The sequence below is a fragment of the Paenibacillus macquariensis genome (genome assembly GCF_900156375.1).
Lineage (GTDB): Bacteria > Bacillota > Bacilli > Paenibacillales > Paenibacillaceae > Paenibacillus_AQ > Paenibacillus_AQ macquariensis.
In genome coordinates, this window is sequence record NZ_FTNK01000021.1 from 23,392 (window position 1) to 48,030 (window position 24,639).

A 24,639-nucleotide genomic window follows, 5' to 3' on the forward strand; every position below is an offset into this window, starting at 1 on the left:
TGTAGCTTCTGCGACAGACTGGATAGGTCCAGTGCGACATCGTCTACGATAACCATGAACCGATTAGGTATTTAGTCGTTACGCTCGGTACGATCCACTTCACTGTTTATTTTCCTCTAAAGACTCCTGGAGATAGACCCGTACTGGAGCGAAATCTATTTGTGAAATGACTGACATCTGAAAACCCGCAAAACTCTGCTATTTTGGCAATCGAATATGTAGTAGAGGACAGTAGTTCCTTAGCATGATCCAGCCTGAGATTAATTAGAAACTGATGTGGAGGAACTCCATATCTCTCGCGGAAAACCGTCCGAAATCGAGACGTGGAAAGATTCGTCCGCTTAGCTAAGTCCTCTATGCTCAGTGTTTCTGCAAGGTGAAACGAAAAGTAAGATGGGATCCAATCCAGATCATGAGGATGCCTTGATCTTAGATTGGCGGGATTATAATGGTCTTGAATGATGTGATGAAGGAGTTGTAAAGCTATTGCTTGCGCCTTTAGCTTAGATAAAGGATTCGGTTCAAGCCAGCTTTCTATCATATCCATTAGCAAATTGCGGTAAAGATACGGCTTGCTCGGTGCTAGCAAAACCGGGATTGATAAACCCTCGAAGTCATTAAGCCTTGGTTGCATCAAATGCTGGAAGGAATGTACATCGATTTGTCCAGGTTTTGTCGGAAAGCTCTTCTCCCGATCAGCGTGAAAGAAAAAGTCCATATGGGCAAATGGTGTAGTATTATGAGTAAAAGCTTGCAAATCATGTACGGTTCCAGGTTGAAGCAAACAGAACTGCCCCTCTTCGAGCACATATGTGGTTCCATCGGCAATGATCGTTAGTTCTCCCTTTTGTATATAGATAAACAAATAATCAAGGAGTTTTCGGAAAGGGAGATAATAGGCAGAACGTACTGCAAAATCACTTTCTCTTATGTAGGGGACAATGGGGTGCGTATTAGCAAATGAAAATAGATTCATAGTAGCCATCCTTAAATTCAGTCATTTTATACAAGTAAAATAATCATCACACACAAAGACCAAACTGTCAAAATCTCTTACAATAAGCTATATCATATATGAATAGCAGAAAAGGAGAGAATTCAAAATGAGCATATTAAACAACCTTCCTAGCTTGAACGAGGTACATGATCTTCCAGAAGAACAAATTTCAAATTACCAACGCGATGGACATACCATTGTAAGAGGACTAGCCAAACATGATGAAATTTCCATCTATCGTGAGGTAATTAGTGAGATCGTCAAAGAACATAACAACCATACAAAACCACTGCATGAACGGGATACATATGGTAAAGCATTTATTCAAATCGGCAACCTATGGAAAATAAGTGATTCTGTTGAAAAGTTTGTGCTGGCGCGCCGCTTCGCAAAAGTAGCTGCTGATCTCATGGGCGTCCCATCAGTACGAATTTACCATGATCAGGCATTGTTCAAAGAGCCCGGAGGCGGTCATACGCCATGGCATCAGGATCAAATTTATTGGCCATTGGACACCGACAAAACAATAACACTATGGATGCCGCTTGTTCCAATTTCGGAGGAAGTTGGATCGATGACCTTTGCTTCTGAAACCCAACACAATGGCTATATCTCGAAGCAGGAAATATCGGATGAGTCGCATAAAACCTTCAAGGGTTATATTGAAGGTAAGGGCATAGAACAGGTAAATTACGGTGCAATGGCAGCGGGCGACGCCACTTTTCACTCTGGATGGACTCTTCACAGCGCTCCGGGAAATCCAACGGATCAAATGCGTGAAGTGATGACCATTATCTATATTGCCGATGGGCTCTCTATTGCTGAACCGGATAGTAATGCACAAAAAAATGACTTAGCAAACTGGTTTCCAGGACAAAAAGCAGGAGATGCTGCCGCAAGTCCGCTTAATCCAATTGTGTATCCTTAGTTTTTTTGCAACTCACGCGTTCTTTTTGACAAACTAACTTCCATTAATATCATCGATTTGGTATTGGGGAATATGGAATGGGGCTAACAAATGTCTAATCAAATAAAATTAGGTAATACCGAACGTAGTTATAATCTTGTTCCAGGTTGGGCCAAACTTCCTGCTGACTTGGACTTCGGATATACGCATGGAATTGTCGTTGATCAGGAAGATAACGTCTATGTGTTTCATACGGGAAAACCTTCGATTTTCAAATTTAATCAAGACGGACAATTTCTAGGGGCATGGGGCGAAGAGTTTGAGGGCGGCGCACATGGATTTTACTTGAATAAAGAGCAGGATGGCGAATACCTCTATGTAACAGATACTTCGCGATGTAATATTGTGAAAATGGATTTAAGCGGCAACCACTTGCTTACATTGGAAACGCCAGATCGCGCGGACATTTATAATGAAGAGTTGAAATTTGTACCTACGGATGTAGCTGTCTCTGCTAATGGCGATATTTATGTAGCTGACGGTTATGGTCAAAGCTGGATTCATCAATATACAGCAGCTGGTGAATATATCCGGTCGTGGGGTGGAAAGGGTACAGAATGCGGACAATTGAACTGTCCGCATGGCATTTCCATTGATACACGACAAGGTGAAGAAGAAGTTTACGTAGCGGATCGTGGCAATCACCGTATTCAAGTTTTCACTTTGCAAGGTGATTTCAAAAGAGTAATCATGGATGATTTGGACATGCCTTGTAGCTTTTATTTTCAAGGAGATGAAGTTTACATCCCTGACTTGGATAGCCGCATTACAATTTTCGACAAGAATGATCGGTTGATCTGTCATTTAGGTGAAGATCAACAGGCATATAAACAAACGGGCTGGCCTAATTTGCCGAAGTCTTATTATCGTGATAATAAATTCAGCTCACCTCATGGTATTTGTGTAGATTCCCAAGGTTCTGTTTATGTAGCTGAATGGATTGTTGATGGTCGTGTAACGAAGCTTTCTCGATCATGAAACTAACAGAATAGGTGTGCAGTCACTTACAAAATTAAGAGTGACGTGATCTTCGGATCCATTCGTCTTCCATCAAGCAAATCCACAACCTTTTTCGGTTGTGGATTTTTCATATTATAAGGAAAGGATGCAAGACTGGTGAGGTTTAATAAGGTTTTATATGACTATATTTTGGATGAGTGACGCATTATATCGAAGAAACAAGACCATTCTTCAGTCATACGTGATTTATTCGCAGAAGGGAAATCATGATACAAGGCAAAACCCCGGAAATGCTATAATCTTAACAGGGTAGTCTGTCCATTAAGATATATGTATAGGAGGTTAGGTATGCAAGAAGATACATCGGCAGCCTCGGAATTTCGGTTTTCTATTAACCTCCCTGACGACGCAATCGCTTCCTGGCATCAGGAACTAGAGGTGCTATACATCTTGCAGGGAACTGGGGTACTACAGCTGGATGACAATCAGTTTGCCTATGAAGTTCGGCAGGATGACATCATTGTGTTGAATAGCTACCAACTGCACTGCTTGGACATGCAAGGTTCGGGCAAGGCTCTATCGTTGTTTATCTCGCCCGCATTTTTGGCGGCTTTTTGTCCTGAGATCGAAAGTATTATTATCGAGTGTAAGTCTTTTCTGTACCCGAAGGAGGAGCAGGCACGCTTTGATTTACTCCGCAGTGAGTTCGCTAGCGTATTCCAGGCCTATTACAAAAACGAATCTCGTTTACCTATATTATTGCGTAGTCGTGTGGGAGTACTGTTGAACAATCTAGTACATAATTTTCTCGAGCAGAACAAACAAAAGGATCCTTCTAGATCCTCAAGCAGGGAAAGGTTGCGCAAAGCCACCGATTATATCCACCGACATTATCGGGAGAATATTACTCTGAGCGGACTAGCCGCCACTGTCTATTTAAGCAGCTCCTACCTGTCCCATTTATTTCAGAAACAACTTGGTCTTACTTTCACTGCCTACCTTACGAATGTCAGGTTGAGTCAGGCAGTGACTCTTCTTCGGAGTGAAAGAACGATCACGGACATCGCCTCAGAAGTTGGGTTTCCAAGTGCCAACGCATTGATCGACGCCTTCAAACGGCGCTTTGGCGTTACACCAGGGCAATACCGCCACATAAATGAGCATGTTGCCGCTGAGCCTAATGAGAAAGGTACCGCAAGCGAGGGATTCTCGACCGATTTTTCTTCACTGATGCGACATTTGCATCAACCCGAGCAATCCATTGTCCGACCCCAGGTTAACGAGGTACATGATCTTCATGTGGACATTAGCCGTAAGATTCGGTCGCTGAGTCATAATTGGCGGACGTTGGTTAATGCAGGATATGCCAAAGATCTGTTGAATGGCGCAGTACAGGCGCAAATACGAAAGATGCAAAAGGAGATTGGGTTTCGCTATGTGCGATGCAAAGGTCTGTTAGACGATGACATGATGCTGTATGTCAGCAAATTGTCGGGCAGCGCAGATTATAACTTTGTTTATGTAGATGAGGTACTGGACTTCATGCTTTCAGTGGAGTTAAAACCTTATGTGGAATTCAGTTATATGCCCTCTGCATTAGCGAGGGCAGCCGTGTTTCCATTCAAGAGGCCAAGTATCCTATCTATGCCTGAAAAATTAGACGAATGGCTCGCCCTTGTGACTTCTCTTGTCCGACATTTCATAGACCGATATGGGATTGAGTCAGTGCGGGAATGGAGGTTCGCTCCCTTCGTGAGTCCAGAGTTTTCGGGCTATGGTGTGTTTACAATGGAAGAATACTGGGTGCTTTACCGAGAGACCAGCCACGCGATCCGTGCTATCAATCCGCAGCTTCATATCGTCGGCCCAGGAAGCAACATTGATTCGAGTGATTATATCAGCGACTTTCTGGTGTCTTGTAGCAAGGATAACTGTATGCCCGACTCACTGGCTCTGCGTGCTTATCACAGCATATTACCCGATCAGGAAGACACTGGTCTACAGCTCATGGCGGAGGATGAAGCGTTTCCTCTTGCGGCAAGCGGCGATGAACAGTTTTTGGGGCACTCGTTGCACAAGGTCAAAAAGATGCTGCGCCAACGCGGTTTCGGTAATCTGCCCGTGATTCTTGAAGAGTGGAGCAATAGCATTTGGCAGCGTGATTTGTGCAACGATACCTCCTACAAATCCGCTTTTCTTTTCAAAAACATTTTGGAAAACTACGACCAGTTTGAGGCTATGGGATACTGGTCGCTAAGTGACCATATGGAGGAGATCGTTCCTTCGGCGGATCTTTTTCATGGAGGGTTTGGTTTATTCACACGCGGGGGATTGCCCAAAAGCTGCTATTGCGCCCTGCAGATGTTGCGATATGCAGGTAGTAGCCTGCTATCTGAAGGTGACGGGTATTTTATAACTTCTTCGAAAAGTGAAATACAGATATTTTTATATAATTATTGTCATTATGATACACTTTATCGCTACCGTCATACCACTCACCTGACTCAAACCGAACGGTACAACGTGTTCAATATACGCAATACCCGTAAGTACCACATTTGTCTGGACGGCTTAATGCCGGGTGTTTATACTGAGCGCAGGTATTCTGTAGGTCCGGCTGGGGGAAGCGCCTTTGACGAATGGCTAAATATGGGTGCGCCCAAGGACATGCGTCCAGAAGAATGGTCTTATCTTGAAAGTCGGTCCCTGCCGTTATTTCAAATGCGGTCGCAGCAAGTGACAGCGAACTTTGTAGTAAATGCTGTTGTTCAGCCGCATGAGGTGCAAGTGATTCTATTAACACGATAAACAAAAAATAATACTACGAGGATGACATTCGCGTCGTCCTTTTTTTGTTTTTTTATATGGTACTTTTGCTCTCGACTACATAAATGGAATCGCTCTCATTTGAGACAATATAAGAAGTATATAATAAAAGAAATAAATCGATATTTTTTCTGAAAGCCCAAACCTATAATTGAGTTATGGCAAACCTACTACAAATATGCCATTCAACAACGATCATATAGATAAATCGAGCTTATTGAAGACGAGCCAGAATAATAAACTTACCATTAGTCCTAGCTCAGTAAGATTAGGCCCAATGGATACAACATTCGAAAGGAAGTATCATTATGGAACGCAAATATTCTCAACAACTTCTTAAATCTATGCTTGAAAGGCAGTATGTAATCAATGAAAATGGTCTAGATATCCTGATTAAGCCCATTCCTGAAACCGATGAGCCTGGTGTACTGGATCCTCGCTTTTATCAGAGTATGGCGCCAATGTTGAAAGGCTACAAGGGCTTGATGATTAAGATGATGATGAAAGGCGGCAAAAAGAAAAACATCCAAAAAAGCGCAGCTCAAATGCGTCGGATGATGAATGGCGTGAATAGCATACCGATCACTGAAGGCGTTGATGTGAGGCATGCTACCGTTCAGAACGGCGATGTGGCATTACCTGTCCGTATTTATACCTCGCAAAAGAAGAAGGCAGGCTTGCAGCCAGTGTTCTATTATATTCACGGCGGAGGTTTCGTAGCAGGAGGGCCAGACGTGGTGGATGAGATGTGCAAGCTTGTAGTTGCGAATACCGGATGTGTATCGATTCAGGTTGATTACCGCCTTGCTCCGGAGAACCCTTACCCTGCAGGGCACGATGACTGCTATGAGGTGTTGAAATGGATATATGCCCACGCCGAAGAATTCAATGGTGACCCGCATCGCATCTGTATCTCTGGTGATTCCGCCGGTGGGAATCTAGCTACGGTGTGCACAATGAAGGATCGGGATGAGGGAACCCAGATGGTGAAGGCACAGGCACTACTATATCCAAGTGTGGACGCAGCAGGTATGATTGGACATATGCAGCGCAGAGATGTTTATGAAATATCCCCGTCTCAGGATAAACCGATTCGTTCGATCCTGGATATGTTGAGCGGCGCATTAGGAAGTGTCACATTGGGCGATTATTTGGGAGTGCCCGATGATACAATCCCTCATATAAGCCCGCTGCGAGGAGATCTGAAAGGGATGCCGCCTACCATTATTTTGTTTGGCGAATATGACTTTTTGCGTATAGAGGATGATGCATATGCCTTAAAGCTGAAGGAGTCAGGTGTCAAAGTGAAAACGGTACGGTACAAAGGACTTTCCCACGGCTTTGCCGATCAAGTGGGTGTTACACCACAAGCGGAGGACAGTCTGATTGAAATCGGAAAATTCATGTTGGAAAATGTGTAATAAAAAATTTCGAGCTGTGCTGCTCCTTTATCATGAGGGGTAGTCACTAAGGTTACAACTTTAGACGGATTGGACAGGAATCGCGATTTTTATACAGGACAAATCACTGTATTTGATTTCGATAATTCATGTTTCTGTTGGTATATGATGACCTGGCAAATCTCTGGACACATGGGGTGGGCTGGATACAATTTGAACTATAGTAGATGCATTCGAAGTAATGCGGAACAATGGTGAAGTGCTGGAGTGCGATGAGGAGCTGTCGGATCGCATAAAATGTCTGTAAGAGGATATCCCGTATTTTTGTATGGCAATCGAGCAGATAACGAAGAAAAAAGGCTGCAGCTAGTTAGTAGCTGCAGCCTTATGTTCGTATCGATTAAATATCAAGTTTACGGGTACCCATCCATTTCACCATTTCAGGATCGCGATGTGAAAAGAAGAGGCTCTGATTCGTATCTAACGTACTAATCAATTCCATATCCTCTTGACTTAATTCAAAATCAAAGTTACTAAAGTTCTCGATAATTCTATCTTTACGAACAGATTTTGGAATCACAACGACTTCTCTTTGTGTCAACCAACGCAAAACCACTTGAGCAACGGATTTATTATACTTTCCAGCTATAGATACTAATACCTCATTCTGGAACAAGTTATTTTTCCCTTCAGCAAAAGGCGCCCAGGACTCAATCTGAACATTGTTTTCTTTCATAAATTTAGCACTTAAGATTTGCTGGTTGAAGGGGTGCGTTTCGACCTGGTTTATAGCGGGAGTTACTTCGTTATGAATAGCCAAATCGATCAGACGATCCGGTTCGAAGTTACTAACGCCGATTGCACGGACCTTTCCTTCACGATACAACTCCTCCATAGCGCGCCAAGATCCATATACATCTCCAAATGGCTGATGAATTAAATATAAATCCAAATAATCCAATTGCAATCTTTCTAGTGATTTTTCAAAGGCTTTTTTGGTGCGTTCATAACCAGTATCCTGTACCCAAAGTTTTGTCGTGATAAATAACTCTTCTCTTGCCACGCCACTACGTTTGATCGCTCTTCCAACTGCTTCCTCATTTAAATAAGAGGCAGCAGTATCAATCAGACGATAGCCTGCCATGATAGCATCATAAACGGTTTGTTCACATTCATTTGGATCTGCAATCTGATAAACACCAAAGCCGAGTATAGGCATCTCAACACCATTGTTTAAAATTACTTTCTGCATTTAAAACCCTCCATTTTTTTGAAGTTATTAATAAATAAGATATTTTGATCTTATCCACTACACCCATAACAGGGTTATTCCGACGCCACATGTTTAGAGAACATACGGGTAAGCCAGAAATGAAACTGAAGTTACGGCGTCAGCAACTAATCGATTAAAATAATTCACCACACCGTAACTCCTCGATACCAACGAATATTTGCTATGAAAAGCGCTTATATGCTACGCACGTGCTGAGTTTATTTCCCAAAAACTCGCTTATTATCTAACAGTAGCACCTCAAGGGCATGTCTATATTATGCATTCCTGAACAAAGAACGGATATCTAATTCGTCTCAAATCATTGCCTAATCCTCTTAAGACCATTCCTTTTCAGCAAACTAATGCCGTATAATCATATAAAACAACGCATCAAGGAGGGGCCAATGATAGAAGAATTAAGAATCCGACAGTATAACCTTACACAACTGATTAACCGCCATTGTAAACAATCAGGAGTATTGCAGACAACGATCCCTTCACTGTTTCTTATTCGTTCGGAAAAGGTAGAAGAGCCTGCCTACAGAGTATTTAATCCTTCCTTTTGTTTTGTTACTCAAGGGCTAAAAGAAATATTCCTAGCTGAGGAACGCCTAGAATATGGCTCATCTAATTACCTGATAACATCTATGAACCTTCCGGTAATTGGGCAGGTAATCAAGGCTTCACCCGATGTTCCGTATTTGAGCATAAAACTTGATTTTAGTCAGAATGAAATTTTAGAGGTATTGAAAGACGCTCAAATTCATGTCAATGCAAAGGACGATGCTACACGAGCCATGTTCGTCGGTCAGATCGAATTATCCATATTGGATGCCGTACTCCGTTTGGTTCAATTGCTCGATTCTCCTCAAGACATACCGTTTCTTGCTCCTATTCATAAGAAAGAGATCATATATAGACTCCTTCAAGGGCAATATGGAGCAAGGCTTGCGCAAATTGCAATGGAAGGAAGTAACACCTATCGCATCAGGGGGGCAATCGACCAAATTATCCAACATTATGATCAACCTTTAAAAGTTGAAGAGCTTGCAGATGTAGCTAGTATGAGCACTTCTTCATTTCATAGACACTTTAAGGAAATCACTAACATGAGCCCACTTCAATTTCAAAAACAGCTTCGGTTACAAGAAGCCCGGAGTCTTTTGTTAATAGAGTCAGGGGATGCTACTGAGGTTGCGTATCGGGTTGGTTATGAAAGTGCCTCCCAGTTTAGTCGTGAATATTCTCGTATGTTTGGTTTTCCTCCCAAGGCGGACATAAGCGACTGAAGGAAGCATTTGAACCAATAGAGGGGAATGCAGATCAAAACCTCATTGGGACATCCAATTAACCGCTAATAAGTAGGTCGGCTACATGTTGTATGCGTGGGTACGACAATTCCTGGGTTAAATGATGTCGGTTGGTCCAAACAACGGACCTTTCCGTCAACCACCATTATTGGTGTAGGTGATAATGCACAAAAACCCATTATCTTCACATTAGAAGAGAATGGGCTAGAAGATTAAGCCAACAAAGGCGGATTAAACCGCTAATTTTTGTGGTTCATTTACTGTGTGACGTCCACTTACCACGAGCATGATTACAGAAATAATGATGAGTATGAAACAGAACACAAATGAATATCGGTAACCTACAAAACTGGCTAATCCCCCGCCAACAAGACTACCAATCAGTCTGCCGATCGTGGATGAATTAGAGTAGAGTGTGGATGCATACCCAGGCATGCTTGGTAGCAGATCCTGGATGTAGCTAATGCCAATCGCTGAAATAACGGCAACAAAAACGGCGAGCAGAACTTGCGCTGCAAGCATCTGCCACATCGCGCCTGAGTTAATGACAACGAGATAATAAACTCCTCCTAGAATGGCCCCACACATCATCAAGATTCGGTTACTGTACTTTGCACTGAGTAGACCGAGTATAATCATAAAAGGAATTTCCAGCGCAGCACAAATACTGCTGACTAGACCAATATCGCTTGTCGTTCCCCCTAGATTGTTAGTAATAAAGAGGGCGGTATTGATGGTGCTCGTCCAGTGAGCTATATACATAAGTATCAGAATCAGAAAGGGAAGCAGAATATTACGGTTCTGACTCAGCCGGAAACTTTTTACTTTTACTTCAGCATTATTTCTTTTCAGTTCTGTATTTGATTTGAGAAATAGGAAAATAAGTAAGGCAACAAGTAGGAAAACTCCGATCGTACCCGCGAAAATCCCCTTAAACCCAACAGCAGCGATTAGCAGGGTACCGATTAAAGGACCTGTAATAAAGCCGAGCGAGAAAGCAGAACGCAAGGTAGAATTAGCAAACGCATGCTCAGTAAAATTACTCTTATTCACAGCTTCTCTAGAAATGGCGAACAATTGAGCCATCCCTGGTGCACCTAGGGCAGTGAACACAGTCATGTAGATGAACAAGATCGTAAAATCCTGGATGAGCAAGTATCCGCTATAAGCCAGAGCATTGCAGAGTGTGGCGACAAGGTAAATGTTTTTTCGATTCAAGCCGAGGTCAGACCGTTTCCCGATTAGCGTACTGATCCATATCCCGCCAATTAACGTCACGGATAGAAAAATACCAAACATCCCGACAGATACTCCAAGCTGTTCCGTGAAATAAATGGATAAAAAAGGTGCACTGAGTGAAATGCCCATTCCCTGCAGTAACATACATAAAAAGAGTAAGGCATAAGAGGGAATCGAAAATAGTGCAGTGAGTCGGTTGATCATGATGTGAAGTTACTCCTTTATATTTGTTTAGATAGTCAATTAGGTTATAGTATACCTGAAAAAGAAAGCAATAATATATATGATATTTCACTAGAAACCTAAACTATTTGGCTAAAGGTGTGACCTGTCTAGATAAAACCACTGGACCTGGAGAAACCATCAGCAGAACATCTATACGTAAGAAACATATAGATATATGTGACTATATTATAGTTAAACACTCGCAATCTCAGCCATTTTGCATAGATATATGTGATATTTCCTCAGAAATCTATCCAAGACCATTCCATTTTTAGTATTTTAGCTTCTATCCAGCCAAAATGAAGCGGGTGGAGAAGGTTGTATTCCTCATCTGCATAACCGCTGAAGCAATAGTACGGAGGGCTCGAACAAGTGGCCTTCTGTTATACTCAGGAAAATCTAGACAGATAAGTTGAGAGATAGTTGTTCACTGTTTCGAAAATTGGGAGGGAGATACTTCGGTTGGATGATAGAGGAACATCAAAAAAGAACCTGGATAGTTTCATCCGGTTCTTGTATATTGCATATAAAAAGACACAATGATATAATCAGATCACGACCGCATAAAATTAAATGGACATAATTGTTCTATCCTACAATTTAATAATATCATGTCGGTAAACTCTTGTCAAAATTTTTTTCTCAATTTAATGGTTAGGAGCGATATTGAATGAGTTCATTGGTTCTAGGTTTTCATGAAGTGGAAAAAACGCAGCTTTTGCTCGTTGGCGGAAAAGGGTTAAATCTAGGGAAATTATCAAAAATCGAAGGAATACACGTACCAGAAGGATTCTGTGTTACAACAGTGGGGTATCAAAAAGCCCTCGAACAAAACGAAACATATCATGCTTTGCTCAATCGACTAACAAGGCTAAAAGTAGAAGATCGAGATCAAATTGGTGAAATTAGCAGGATGATTCGACAAATCATTATGGAAGTAGAAATTCCTTCCGATGTTGTGACAGCTGTTACTCACTATCTCTCACAGTTTGGCGATGAACTTGGCTTTGCAGTACGTTCTAGTGCGACTGCTGAAGATTTACCACATGCCTCTTTTGCTGGTCAACAAGATACCTATTTAAATATCATCGGCGTCGATGCCATCTTGCAGCATATCAGCAAATGCTGGGCTTCCCTATTTATGGATCGTGCGGTAATCTACCGTATACAAAATGGATTTGACCACAGTCAAGTTTATTTATCCGTAATCGTTCAAAGGATGGTTTTCCCACATGCTTCAGGGATTTTATTTACCGCTGATCCAATGACTTCCAACCGGAAGTTACTATCAATCAATGCCAGTTATGGACTTGGAGAAGCATTGGTCTCTGGCTTGGTATCTGCCGATTGTTATAAAGTACAGGAAGAGGAAATCGTCGATAAGATGATAGCAACCAAAAAATTGGCTATCTATGGACTAAAAGAAGGCGGAACAGAGACGCGGGAGATCGATCCTGATCAGCAAAAGACTCAAACGCTTACTGAACAACAAATTTTACAACTAGCACGCATCGGAAGACAGATCGAAGCTCATTTTGGTTGCCCGCAAGATATCGAATGGTGTTTGGCTGATGATACATTTTATATTGTCCAGAGTCGGCCGATCACTACTTTATACCCGATCCCTGAAGCGAATGATCAAGAAAATCACGTCTATCTATCTGTTGGTCATCAACAAATGATGACAGATCCCATAAAACCATTGGGATTGTCTTTTTACCTGTTAATTACTCCTGCACCTATGCGTAAAGCCGGTGGGAGGTTGTTTGTTGATGTTGCACCTAGGCTGGCTACACCTGTCGGCCGGGAAACTTTATTAAATACCCTGGGATCCGATCCGCTCATAATAGGCGCACTTATGACCATAATAGAGCGAGATTTTATAAAATTGTTACCAAATGATCAAACAGCTCCGATTCCCAACAGAAGTAATAAAGATATGTCACCCTCGGGTACTCAAGCACAAATCGAATACGATCCGACAATCGTTCCTGATTTGATTAAGCGTAGTCAGACATCGATAGAAGAGTTACAAAAAAACATCCAAATGAAATCAGGAGCAGATTTATTTGATTTTATTCTGGAAGATCTCCAGGAATTAAAGAAGATCTTATTTGACCCACAAAGTTCAAAGGTTTTTATGACTGCTATGAATGCATCGTCATGGATCAATGAAAAAATGTACGAGTGGTTAGGTGAAAAAAACGCAGCAGATACGCTTTCTCAATCTGTACCAAACAACATTACTTCGGAAATGGGTCTGGCGCTATTGGATGTCGCAGATGTGATTCGTCCGTATCCGGAAGTCATTGCTTATTTACAACATGTGAAAGAAGATAACTTTTTGGATGAACTGGTTAAGTTTGATGGTGGACAGGAAACTCAGGACGCTATCTATGCTTATCTCAACAAATACGGAATGCGATGTGCCGGTGAAATCGATATTTCAAGAACTCGTTGGAGTGAAAAACCAATTACACTTGTCCCGTTGATTCTGGGTAATATCAAAAACTTTGAGCCTAATGCAAGCAAACGGAAATTTGAGCAAGGGCGACAGGAAGCTTTGAAAAAAGAACAAGTATTATTAGATCGATTGAAGCTGTTGCCGGATGGTGAACAAAAAGCCCAAGAAACCAAACGAATGATCGACCTCATCCGCAACTTCATCGGTTATCGGGAATATCCAAAATACGGCATGATTAATCGCTACTTCGTTTATAAGCAGGCTTTACTGAAAGAAGCCGAACAACTCGTACAAGCTAGCGTTATTCATGAAAAAGAAGATATATACTTTCTCACCTTTGAAGAACTTCACGAAGTCGTACGCACAAATAAACTGGATTATCCGGGTTGCTTGGTCGAGCAGCAAGCAAAGCTTGCGACCAGACAGATCATCAGTAAACGAAAAGACGATTACAAATTTTTCGAAAAACTAACTCCCCCACGTGTAATCACGTCTGATGGTGAAATCATTGCGGGTGAGTACAAACGAGAAAATCTGCCAGACAAAGCGATTGTAGGTCTACCTGTTTCTACCGGAGTTATAGAGGGACGAGCACGTGTCATCTTAAACATGGAAGATGCTGATCTGGAAGATGGAGATATATTAGTCACCACCTTTACGGACCCTGGCTGGACATCATTGTTTGTATCCATTAAAGGCCTGGTCACCGAAGTTGGCGGACTGATGACCCATGGAGCAGTTATCGCGCGTGAATATGGCTTGCCGGCAGTTGTTGGAGTGGAGAATGCTACCAAACTGATCAAAGAAGGGCAACGAATTCGCGTGAATGGAACAGAAGGGTATATCGAAATATTGTAATGGCTGAATACTTCTAGTTATTCGGCAACTGTTATTTATAGAGTGGAAGCGGGAGCCAAAATTTCACTTTAACTATATGGAGCTTGTTTCGAAGCAGGTGCAATTGATAGATGGTGTTCAAGGAGCTTCATCTATCAATTATGAAGCTTGGCTAAAAGCCACTTCCAATCAGGTATACGAAGCAAAAAAGTCATCACTCTGTAAAGGTGATGGCTTTCTTTTTGTTTACGATTACCCTCTACACGTTTGAAGCAGTACGTGCAATCACGCCCAAGAGTTCAGCGATGAGATTGAGAGGGAAAACAGTAAGCTTACTTCATCTTTGATATTCCACCGCTGATCAGATTCACTTTGATATCGATCTGATCGATGCTGCTTTGATCCAATGGGATTCTATCCTTGGTACTTAGATTGTGCCACGCATTTGGGATTTTGCGATAGAGTATGCCCGATAGCCCATAAACATCAACATCCATATCCAAACCCTTCAAGTAGGTCTCCATAATTTGATTTTTAATTTCTTTTATCGCTTGCATTTCAAGCTTGCTCTTATGAAAACTTGTGTTCAACTCAGGGAGGGTCGCCTGCATTGACACTTTAATGTCGAATACAGGTTTGCCATGGATCAGCTTCGGACGGATTGATGATTTAATTTTGTTCATGACCATCAAAGCCTTTACGGTTTTTTCATCCTTGAGAATCAAGGGCGTTCTTATCGTTTTCTTTTCCACCCAACGAATCCCTAAAATATCTTTGCTCTCCAGGCAGCCCCGGAATTTGTGATTATCCAGAAAACAGATCCCGGACATGCTAATGTTGGGAGATGGCTTTTTGTTATCGGTCCAGCCTGACACAATTTCCAGATAAGGTAATAGAACCGTTTCGCCCTTCTCTTTCCACTTCCATATAAACTTGTACAGATACAGCGGAGCGATGATCGAGTTCTGTTCATACGTTCGAATGGGATTGTTAAGCTGCGAGTAAATCGCCGATAAATTGCTGATCGACGCGGTATTGAGCACTTTGTCCATGGGTTCCTTGGTCGCCATGGTCCAAACGGTATAACGAAATTCATAATATCGGTCCCACACGTCCAAAACCTGATTGATAACGCTATTCTTTAAAGCCGATTCACTAAATACGATCGTTTTCACATTGCTCCAGACAATCCTTTGTGGGCTTGAAGCATACAAATTGAATATCGCGGTATCAAACGAATCCCCCTCAGCTTTTCCGATGTTTGTTTTCTGTTCCTGGGCCTGACCCGACTCTTTCTTGGCAATGCCGCTGAAATTAACCATTTGGATATAAACAACGACTTTGTTATTTACATAATCGACTCCGAGTGTATTCACATAGATCATATGCTCAATTTCCCTTGCTCCCCAACAACCTGTGAGCAGCAAGGAGAGCAGAGTGGTGACAAGAATGCATCGGATCAATTTCATTATCATTCTCATCCTTTATCTCCCTTATTGTCAGTGAACTTTCCCTTTCCCCATGGCATTCTGAAAAGAATCTTATATATTTCCTTGAAATGCAGTGGAGACAAGGGAGTTAAATAGGGTGTGCCGAAAGAACGTAAATTGACCAAATAGAGGATCAGGGCCAAAAGACTGATTAAAGTACCAAACAACCCAAGAAACCCGCTAATCAGGAGCACGACAATTCGAATCAAGCTGACGATGCTAATTAATGATTGATTCACCAATGTAAAGGTGGCGAGTACTGAAATTGCAATAACCACAATAGTACCTGGACCTGCAATACCGGCGCTAATGGCCGCCTGACCGATGATTAACCCCCCTACCACCGATAAGGTCTGACCGAAAGAGGTGGGCAATCTCATACCCGCTTCCCGGAAAATCTCGAACAAAAGCAGCATTACCAACGCTTCAAGGGGAGCCGGAAGAGGCACTCCCTGTCTCGAGTTCACTATAGTTGCAAGCAATGTAAAGGGGATTTGATCCTGATGAAACGTAGTGAGTGCGATCCAAAAACCAGGTAAAAACAGGGAAAGTAATATTCCGAATACTCTTAATAACCTCGTAAAAGCAACAAAGACATTCATCATGTGTGCATCTTCCGAAGTATTCAACAAGAAGTTAAAGCTCACCGGAGCCATGATCACCGTAGGCGAACCACCCGTCAAAAGGACAAATTTGCCATGAAGCAGGGAATTTACTGCATAATCAGGTCTTCCCGTATAAGAGAATAATGGAAATAACGAAAATCCAGTCAGAATTTCCTCAAGCTGGGTACTGCTCACAAGTCCCTCGACTTGGATACCGACCAGTTTTGTCTTTATTTCATTTAGAACATGAGTATTGATCGTGTCCTTGAGGTATAAAAGATGTACTTTTGTAGCAGTTTGGGATCCAAACGTGTATTCTTCAACCGCCAATAAATCGGTCTTGAGTCTTTTTCGAATAAGACCGATATTAGTAAATGATTCTTCCGTAAATCCATCTTTAGGCCCTCTTGTTGAGACTTCCGTATTTGGTTCCTCCGGCTGCCGTTTGGGTGGATCCGCCAAGGTTACGGAGTAAATATGATTCGAAGGTGAAAATATAAGAAGAAGATCACCATCCAGCACGGTTTTTTTTATCGAGTTTTCCATCTCAGCCGTGGGAAGGGGAGTCATGTGAAACGGAACCTTATGCTGAAGGTCCAGTTCATTTGATATGAGGATATCTTCCGGGATATTTTTTAACTCGGGTATAATGGATTGCTCCACTTTGTTCACATCACACAACCCCTGGCAATAAACCAGATGTACGGCAAAGTCCGATGGCGACAAAGAAATTGTCATGGTCTTTACATCTGAGCTTGAACCGAATAGTTGTGAAACCACATCCTCGAATGTTGAGGATTCATTCTGGTCATGACCCTTCATGATGTTGCTTTCCCCTTTCGGTGGGCCAAGCTGATAAGCACCACAATAATCACAGAAAAAACTAGCACCCCCCATAAAGAAAAGGGAAGCACATAGGAAGACATCATTCTCAGAAACAATTGGTCGCTAATAGGAATGGCAGTGAAGACTGCTATGGCTGAACAAATGCATCCAAGCACCAATGCCTTCACTTTTCTGCTTTGAATTTGGAATATATCGAGAATAAGGAACATGGTCAGGGAAATTCTCAGAAAGGCTCCGCTAAACCATTGGTAAATGCTAAAAAAGTCCAGATGTTCAATATAACTACCAATCGTCAGTAATCTCCATTCTTCATACGCGGGAAATCTGAGCTTATCTGCCTCATCCGGACCAAATTCAACAATTGCGCCAATAATCGGACCCATGGTGAGACCCAAGATAAGTAGGATCATGATCATAAAGGAACGATACGACAGGCGCGACCTGATGTGGTGCTGCAAAAAGAAAAGCATAATGACCTCAACAAAACCGGCTCCTGCGTACACTACCCCACCCCAAACCGGCTGCATTCCATGCTCAAGTATCGGACTTAATAAGGAATAATCCTTATGAGGCGTGTTGGACAGCATTACAAAAAAGCCCAATAAAATGACAAAAGGAAGCAAGATGCCGGCGGTATAGGCGAGGGAATGAATACCCATATAAGCATTTAGTGCACAAATCAATAGTAATATGAAGGTAAGTACCAAAATAGGCGTTTCCGAAGAGAAGGTGAGATGAACCCAATATACAGTGTCTCTGGTTGTAACCGCGCATAAGACAAAAAGATATATTCCCGCGAATGCTGCAAGCATGCGGCCCACGATGGGGTGGTAAGCTTTTTCCAGCCATTCGAAAAGATGCTGCTTATTGATTCTGGTGATGCCGATGTGCAGTATAAAAATCCAAACCAGTGCACATGCGCCTGCCAGCAGCACCGAAATCCAGGCGTCCCGCTTTGCCGCGTCCAGCATTATAGGAATAAGGATGACATGGTTCAGAAGGCCTGTACTCAGCATAATGATCATGACAGATTGAATAAACGAAATATTTGTTTTTATTTTCCTCATCCTCCTAAATAAACCGAACCGTTTCTCAATCCTTATAGTGCCATTTTTATAGATGATATATTCTTCCCTCCATCTATAATCTGAAACGGGAATGGATTGAAAATTGAAATCTTGAGTCGTGTACGGGCTTGTTGAATAAAGAAAATGAGGAAAATTGCATCATTAGTGAAACGGAAGAGGAACAAGAAAACATCGAAGTATTAGAATACTCATTTGAGGAAGCCATTCACATGGTGAAAAATGGTGAGTTCAAAGATACGTAGGAGAGTGTAAGCACTAGAGATAGAGAAATCGGGGTCGCGCGCGATAGGTGTGAAATATAATCGGATCTTTCATCCTTCATCCATCCGACTGTTATAGGTGCAACCATAAAACCAGACTTTCAGAATTTTGGGTTCTGAGGTCTGGTTCGCTGCGCAGATTTCACACTATCTATATAAAACTTAAAAACTAACAATTTATTGGCATTATCCAGTAAATTCTTGGACCCATTCTTTGTTATAATAAGAAATACCTATACGGGTATAACTACTATTCAGTATATTTGCTTTGTGCCCTGGGCTGTTCATCCATTCGTTCATAACCTGGGTAGGGGTTGTTTGCCCCTTAGCAATGTTTTCTCCAGCTGAATTATATGTGATCCCGAACTCCTTCATCATATCGAAGGGAGATCCATGTGTTGGGGAATTATGATCAAAATAATTGTTATTGTACATGTCCTGTGCCTTGACCATAGCCATTTTTGACAATTCTTCACTCATACTCAGGGAACCTAATCCTGCTTTGGACCTTTCTTTATTTACTAAATCCAGAACCTGCTCCGCGAATTGGGATGAATCCTTCGTACCCTCCTGTGCCTGTCCTGTTGGACTTGTCGGACTTGTCGGACTTGTTGGGACTTTTTCTCCAGAATTTCCGGTCGGTTGCTGGTTTGTTGGATTTCCGGTCGGTGTTTGAATCAGACCCAACAAATCCGAAGGATATCCGTTTTGTGCTCCTTTTGTTGTAATGTTCGATGTAGCTGTTGATGATGCCTGTGTTATGACAGGAGTGGGTGCAGCAGTATGAACATGATTTGAAATCCTTGTTTGCTTAGGTGTCACTTGCTTTTGCGTCACCTTGTTATTGGCCGTACAGCCTGTCACCAGTAATACTACTGCTAATACGATAAACTTCTTTAACATATGCCAACCTCCCTGGTCCGTTATTTAGTGAAGTTACCGAATTAAGATTTCCTGCGCGCCCTTTATTTATTCCTTATTTTCTGAGAATTCTATTCGAATTATTTATAGCTTGTGTCATAATGATCCATAGAATAGATCATGTGGGTGTAATCGCAAATGATCTCTCTTCCGCTAAAGCTTTTTTCTTGATTTCGGACTTGAGGTGGTAGGGGAAGGAGAATTGGAAGGAGAGTAGATCGATCAAATTTTATACGCCGTCAGATGATAAAGATATTCAGCAACCTTTGGCAAATACCCTGGGTATTCGTCATATTGCAATTGCAGTTGAAGATATTGAAGCTGTTGTTGCCAACTTGAAAAAGAAAGGTACGAAAATCTTTAGTGAGACACAACACTATGAAGATAGTTATAAGTTATGCTACTGTCACGGGCCAGAGGGGATAATTTTAGAGTTGGCGGAGCGAATCAGATATGTAAATTTACTAAACGATACATATATATATGTATATATGACTGTATCAAATAACTGAATTACATAGAGGAAGAAGATGAGATTAAAAAACTAGGTATTATAGTAATGGCAGTAGTCATAATATTGAGGTTTGGTATAACTAGTAGTGGAATAATGTATCTATAAAAAGGTGCAGAAAAATATTATTGCAAAATCTTAGAAATTATCAACTTAACTAAATAAAACTTGATGTAAAAAATACGATTTTTAATTTGAACACACTGATTATTTTGATCAGTGTGTTTCTTTGTAATGGGAGATTAACGGTAAAGATAGAACCCTAATCCGTAAAAAATATAACTTAGTGTTTTGATTGGAATATTACCTTGACTGTCATAGTAGTGTGCCGTATTAGACTAGAGCTCACAAAATTTGTAGGCGCTAAATTGACAGATGTCAGGCTGAACACGACTGACCTTAGAAATACAATTTTCGATAACGGTATTTTTGACGGCGCATTGATGGATAAGTTGACTTATGCAGCGCTCAAAGGTATGGAGGCTGATCTATCCAAGGTTATTGTTAGATAAGAAGGAGAGAATATGAAAAATAGGAAAGGCTGCTCATTGAGCAGCCTTTCGCCTTAACCTATTTCTTCTATCTACCCCACACTATACCCCGCATCCGTCTGCGGTGGTAAGGGTTCTGTGGATCTACGCCGCAGCCCATCAGCCATTGTGCCGCATTTTCTCTTTCAGCTGGTGACACCGGCACACCCATACATTCGGAGAGTCGATCAATCATACTGCAGCAGCCATGGTGGCATTTTAAATCTTTACATTTCTGGGCACGTAAAATGCCGCATACCTTGTAGAAACATCGTGGGTCCATCATTCTACAGCGGAATGTTCTCATTAACCGGGGATCTAGTTGGGACATGCTTGTTGTCTCCTTTCACATATGCTCCATTCTCGTCTGAAGTCGGAGTTATAGGTTAAAAACTACTTTTTATCGGCTTGGAGACGAGTTAGTATAGCATATGCGGATCGAATAGAAAGGACAGGGTGCATACCCTGTAATCCAGGGAAATGGGGCATTTTAGCAGCCTTTATACTTCTGTTCATAGTGACTGAGCGTGAGCAGGGGCCAGATCCGCGGATAACTGTGATACTGGATATAGAAATGCCCCGGAAGACCCGCTCCGGTCGGATATGTTACCCGCTTGCTAGCTTCCTCTCGATTCCAGTCGATCAGCAGGGAGGTGGCTTCTTTGATTTCCTTCACAGGTGTATCATGAACCGCAATCAACAGATCCAGCGCCCATGCGGTGTGAACGACCGTGGAGTAAGGAGCTGCAATGTAGGTTTTCGCTACATCACTCTTGCAGGACTCCCCCCAGCCACCATCTGGCTGTCTCATGCGGAGCAGCCAGTCTGCTGCTTGTTGAATCGCGGGATGCTTCGATGATAAACCTACCGCTCTTAGTCCTGTTACGGCAGCCCATGTCCCATACAGATACGATACTCCCCAGCGGCCATACCAGGATCCATCCCGTTGCTGCCGATCCAGCAGCCAGCGCACTCCCGCCTGTACCCGCGGATGATTCGTAGTCAGCTTCACATGGCTCCCCAGAAACTCCAACGTCCTCCCCGTCACATCTGCCGCAGAAGGATCAAACGCCGTATCTTCGAAGTTCTCTACTGCAAACAGACGAGTCATGAAGAAAGTGCTGTTCCGCTCAAAAGCGGCCCAGCCACCGTCATCATTTTGCCTGCGGAATAAGTGCTGTACTCCTTTTCTCCATGACTCAAGACTGTCTGCGTGATAAGACGTGTATCGCGTCAGCGCCCGCAGCACCGCTTGCGTATCATCCACATCGGGGTTCGCCTTGTTGCTTTCGGAGAATCCCCAGCCGCCTGTCATGCGCAGCAGAGAGCCTTCTGCCTGATCCTTCTTCTCTGTATGCTGAAGCGACAGCAAATATGCTGCTGCCCGCTGCACGGTATCATCCCCTGCAGAAAGCCCGGCCTCCTGTAGCGTGTAGGAAGCAAGCGCCGTATCCCATACGGTGGAAGGAGAGTTCTGAATATGCATTCCCCCGTCATCCGTCTTCGTTACAAAAGAGAGCAGTCCCTTCATCGCATGGGAGATTACAGGCGAGTCCGGCTGATAGCCGATCGCCAGCAGCGCATAGATCATAAAAAAAGTGGCACTTGCATAGCTGTACAGCGTCCCATCTCCTTCAATATTCTCCAGTATAAAACTCTCGGCCTTTTGTATGGAATGGTTTGACCTTTTTCCTTGCAAACCGGAAGGGTTCCGGTTTCGTTTTATCGCGGACCGTCTGCGGCCGTGGCTCTGATGATGCAGCTTCTTGTACTTCGACGTCGTGTAGAGATGGGAGATGTCTGCACCAGATGGATGCGGTAGAGAGAATTTGAGGTGCCCCAGAATGAGACTCGGGGCGAAATGAGTCCTGGCGTACGAGCTCCAGCGGTAAAAGCTAAATGGAATCCATTTCGGGAGATGGATCAAAAATAGAGGCATCGGATAATACGCAGGCCACGGATACAGGTCGTTCAAGGCCAGCATAAACTTAGTGGAGACATGTGCCTTCTCGATTCCGCCGCTGCGGAGAATATAATCCTTGGCCCGTATCATCGGCGGTGCATCCCGTTCCAGATAACCGGATAACAACAGCGCGGTATAAGCCTCTATTGTGGAGGATAGGTGGCCATCATCGTCGTCGTACTGTTTCCATTCGCCACCATCCGCCTGGTTTTGCACCAAGCGATGGGCCAGCTGCGAAAGGAGTTCTTGTTCTTCGGGATACAGGGAGCTGATGAGAATCATCATACTGGCATCCGTCATCGGCCCTGTTTCAAAATCATATCTCCATGACCCATCTTCCTGCTGTTCCGACTGAATCCGGGTCATATAACGGTTGATCTCGGCTTGTACTTTCTCCAGCAATTCCATAAGCGTTTCACCCCCTACCTTGGTTTGCTGTATATGGAATAACAGCATTGTTGTCCGTGATGCTCTTATCGTATGTAGGGGATTCGTTATTGGTGGAGGTGTATACCTAAAGAACTGTTTAAATTAAAAGGGAAAGTTCGATGCATTAGGAGGATATAGGGCTTGGGATGGGATGTTTGACGCATGAATAGCCGCTGGTAGTTATAGTAATAACTGTAATCTTCTACAGCTTGTTTAATTTCTTCTTCTAAAGTACACCTTTGTATGTAGATGAATCTCTGTATGGGTTATAAGAACCCGCGCCCCGCGCGGGTTTTGTACTTTGACCAGCAGAACCAGAATTGGACTAATCCAGAAGGTACACTTCAGAACTATTGTCTACTACCAGCTGTCCAGCCCGGCGAAAGTACACTATTGCGCCGAGGAATTACTGTCTGCCGCCGGTCACACTAGCAGCAGTAGATGATTATATTGCAGTGCTAAAAATGCAAATGATGAATGATGCGATAACCATAACGATGATAGCCTCCGCATTTAGGTTTAGCTAGTCAGGTGAAACAGCTTCAGTAAAGTCGACCGAAACTTCATTTTCAAGTTCTTTAGCCAAGGTCCTGGAAGTAGCGGAACAATATATTAACGGTACCTGTAAAAATATTTTGACAAATTCAACAGGTACCGTTAAAATATTAATCAACAGGTACGGTAAGGAAAATTGAATATACTAAATTAAGGAGGATTCATTATGAACATGGATACTGAATTGTACGAAAAACTCGCGAAATTACAATGGCTGTTGCAGAGGAAACACTTTAAAACCCACGCCGCTGTTGGCCCTATGGCCGACACGTCCCGTGGGCAAGGTAGGATACTGGCGTTTCTCCGGATGAAAGACGGTATCAGCACAAAAGATTTATCCTATATGTTGGACATCCGTGTATCATCCCTCAATGAATTGCTTGCAAAATTGGAGAAAGCCGGATATATCACCCGTAAACCCTCAGAGAAAGACAAACGCATCATGTTGATTTATCTGACGCAAAAAGGACAAGAGGAAGAGGAACCCGAGATAGACAGCGGCAATATATTTTCTCGCCTATCGCAAGAAGAGCAGGTTGCTTTCGGGGAATACCTAGTCCGCATCATTACAACTTTAGAGGAAGAACTTGGAACAGACGGAGAACGTGACGTAATGGCTATCTGGATGGAGGCCGCAAAAGAGCGTATAGGCACAGAGGAATTTGAAAGGCTAATGTCCATGCGCAGACAAATGTGGGGGGATTCTGGAGACAAACGCTTTAACGGAAGGTTCTCTGGGTTTGGTGAGGAAGGGCAGGGTAGCGGCATGCACGGATTCGGCTGGCCTTCCAGAGATGGAAGAAACTCGTCGCCGGACAACTCACATGACCCAGACGATAAGTAAGTAGAGCATTTTCAACAAGCAGCAGTGTCGCTACCTTTCCAAAAGAGAAGGATGAGCGGCTGAAGAAGATTAGAACAATATCAGTAAAGAACGATGATA

Annotated in this window: 18 protein-coding genes and 1 pseudogene; 9 read left to right on the forward strand and 10 right to left on the reverse strand. The window is 42.8% G+C overall.

Annotation, left to right across the window (positions count from 1 at the left end; translation table 11 throughout):
- Positions 1-106: 106 nt before the first annotated feature.
- Complete coding sequence (locus tag BW961_RS24980) at positions 107-976, reverse strand: helix-turn-helix domain-containing protein (RefSeq protein WP_068587425.1); 870 nt, start codon at positions 974-976, stop codon at positions 107-109.
- A gap of 127 nt (positions 977-1,103) precedes the next feature.
- Here BW961_RS24980 and BW961_RS24985 point away from each other — a divergent pair, with 127 nt between their 5' ends.
- From BW961_RS24985 to BW961_RS25000, 4 genes are all read left to right on the forward strand, one after another.
- A complete protein-coding gene (locus BW961_RS24985; RefSeq protein WP_068587426.1) occupies positions 1,104-1,925 on the forward strand; it encodes a phytanoyl-CoA dioxygenase family protein in 822 nt (273 codons plus the stop codon).
- 90 nt (positions 1,926-2,015) lie between these two features.
- On the forward strand, positions 2,016-2,942 hold the full coding sequence (locus tag BW961_RS24990; protein ID WP_068587428.1) for an NHL repeat-containing protein: 927 nt from the start codon (positions 2,016-2,018) through the stop codon (positions 2,940-2,942).
- A gap of 330 nt (positions 2,943-3,272) precedes the next feature.
- The gene (locus tag BW961_RS24995; protein ID WP_068587430.1) at positions 3,273-5,732 is read left to right on the forward strand and encodes a GH39 family glycosyl hydrolase; all 2,460 of its coding nucleotides are present in this window, start codon (positions 3,273-3,275) and stop codon (positions 5,730-5,732) included.
- A gap of 326 nt (positions 5,733-6,058) precedes the next feature.
- Complete coding sequence (locus BW961_RS25000; RefSeq protein WP_068587432.1) at positions 6,059-7,171, forward strand: alpha/beta hydrolase; 1,113 nt, start codon at positions 6,059-6,061, stop codon at positions 7,169-7,171.
- Positions 7,172-7,550: 379 nt separating this feature from the next.
- Here BW961_RS25000 and BW961_RS25005 read toward each other — a convergent pair whose 3' ends face one another.
- The gene (locus BW961_RS25005) at positions 7,551-8,402 is read right to left on the reverse strand and encodes an aldo/keto reductase (RefSeq protein ID WP_068587434.1); all 852 of its coding nucleotides are present in this window, start codon (positions 8,400-8,402) and stop codon (positions 7,551-7,553) included.
- 425 nt (positions 8,403-8,827) lie between these two features.
- On the opposite strand from BW961_RS25005, the gene BW961_RS25010 reads away from it, so the two are divergent.
- Positions 8,828-9,712: an AraC family transcriptional regulator gene (locus BW961_RS25010; RefSeq protein ID WP_068587436.1), complete on the forward strand. Its 885-nt coding sequence runs from the start codon at positions 8,828-8,830 to the stop codon at positions 9,710-9,712.
- 252 nt (positions 9,713-9,964) lie between these two features.
- On the opposite strand, the gene BW961_RS25015 is transcribed toward BW961_RS25010, so the two are convergent.
- A complete protein-coding gene (locus BW961_RS25015) occupies positions 9,965-11,176 on the reverse strand; it encodes a sugar efflux transporter (RefSeq protein WP_068587438.1) in 1,212 nt (403 codons plus the stop codon).
- Between the two features lie 691 nt (positions 11,177-11,867).
- Here BW961_RS25015 and ppsA point away from each other — a divergent pair.
- Positions 11,868-14,519 carry a phosphoenolpyruvate synthase gene (ppsA, locus tag BW961_RS25020; protein WP_068587440.1) on the forward strand — a complete coding sequence of 884 codons (2,652 nt, stop codon included), beginning with the start codon at positions 11,868-11,870 and terminating at the stop codon, positions 14,517-14,519.
- 311 nt (positions 14,520-14,830) lie between these two features.
- On the opposite strand, the gene BW961_RS25025 is transcribed toward ppsA, so the two are convergent.
- The 4 genes from BW961_RS25025 to BW961_RS25040 form a co-directional block, all read right to left on the reverse strand.
- Positions 14,831-15,979, reverse strand: coding sequence for a Ger(x)C family spore germination protein (locus BW961_RS25025; RefSeq protein ID WP_082867544.1), 1,149 nt, complete (start codon positions 15,977-15,979; stop codon positions 14,831-14,833).
- Positions 15,976-17,415 carry a spore germination protein gene (locus BW961_RS25030; protein WP_068587442.1) on the reverse strand — a complete coding sequence of 480 codons (1,440 nt, stop codon included), beginning with the start codon at positions 17,413-17,415 and terminating at the stop codon, positions 15,976-15,978. The genes BW961_RS25025 and BW961_RS25030 overlap by 4 nt, the downstream gene beginning before the upstream one ends.
- Positions 17,412-18,506, reverse strand: coding sequence for a GerAB/ArcD/ProY family transporter (locus BW961_RS25035; protein ID WP_068587444.1), 1,095 nt, complete (start codon positions 18,504-18,506; stop codon positions 17,412-17,414). The genes BW961_RS25030 and BW961_RS25035 overlap by 4 nt, the downstream gene beginning before the upstream one ends.
- 467 nt (positions 18,507-18,973) lie before the next feature.
- Positions 18,974-19,690 (reverse strand): CAP domain-containing protein, encoded by a 717-nt coding sequence (locus BW961_RS25040; RefSeq protein WP_068587446.1) that lies wholly within the window; start codon positions 19,688-19,690, stop codon positions 18,974-18,976.
- Positions 19,691-19,806: 116 nt separating this feature from the next.
- Between BW961_RS25040 and BW961_RS31365 the strand changes: the two are divergent.
- Both BW961_RS31365 and BW961_RS31370 read left to right on the forward strand, forming a co-directional pair.
- Positions 19,807-20,220, forward strand: a pseudogene (locus tag BW961_RS31365) (VOC family protein).
- Between the two features lie 307 nt (positions 20,221-20,527).
- Positions 20,528-20,731: a pentapeptide repeat-containing protein gene (locus tag BW961_RS31370; RefSeq protein WP_068587448.1), complete on the forward strand. Its 204-nt coding sequence runs from the start codon at positions 20,528-20,530 to the stop codon at positions 20,729-20,731.
- A gap of 67 nt (positions 20,732-20,798) precedes the next feature.
- Here the strand turns inward: BW961_RS31370 and BW961_RS30070 are convergent, their stop codons facing one another.
- The 3 genes from BW961_RS30070 to BW961_RS32130 all read right to left on the reverse strand — a co-directional run bounded on the left by BW961_RS30070 (position 20,799) and on the right by BW961_RS32130 (position 23,404).
- Positions 20,799-21,080 carry a hypothetical protein gene (locus BW961_RS30070; protein ID WP_139331745.1) on the reverse strand — a complete coding sequence of 94 codons (282 nt, stop codon included), beginning with the start codon at positions 21,078-21,080 and terminating at the stop codon, positions 20,799-20,801.
- A gap of 159 nt (positions 21,081-21,239) precedes the next feature.
- On the reverse strand, positions 21,240-23,120 hold the full coding sequence (locus tag BW961_RS25055; protein ID WP_082867545.1) for a terpene cyclase/mutase family protein: 1,881 nt from the start codon (positions 23,118-23,120) through the stop codon (positions 21,240-21,242).
- An 86-nt stretch (positions 23,121-23,206) separates the two neighbouring features.
- The gene (locus BW961_RS32130) at positions 23,207-23,404 is read right to left on the reverse strand and encodes an IS3 family transposase (protein ID WP_139331748.1); all 198 of its coding nucleotides are present in this window, start codon (positions 23,402-23,404) and stop codon (positions 23,207-23,209) included.
- A gap of 458 nt (positions 23,405-23,862) precedes the next feature.
- On the opposite strand from BW961_RS32130, the gene BW961_RS25060 reads away from it, so the two are divergent.
- Positions 23,863-24,540, forward strand: coding sequence for a MarR family winged helix-turn-helix transcriptional regulator (locus tag BW961_RS25060; protein WP_068587450.1), 678 nt, complete (start codon positions 23,863-23,865; stop codon positions 24,538-24,540).
- Positions 24,541-24,639 lie beyond the last annotated feature (99 nt).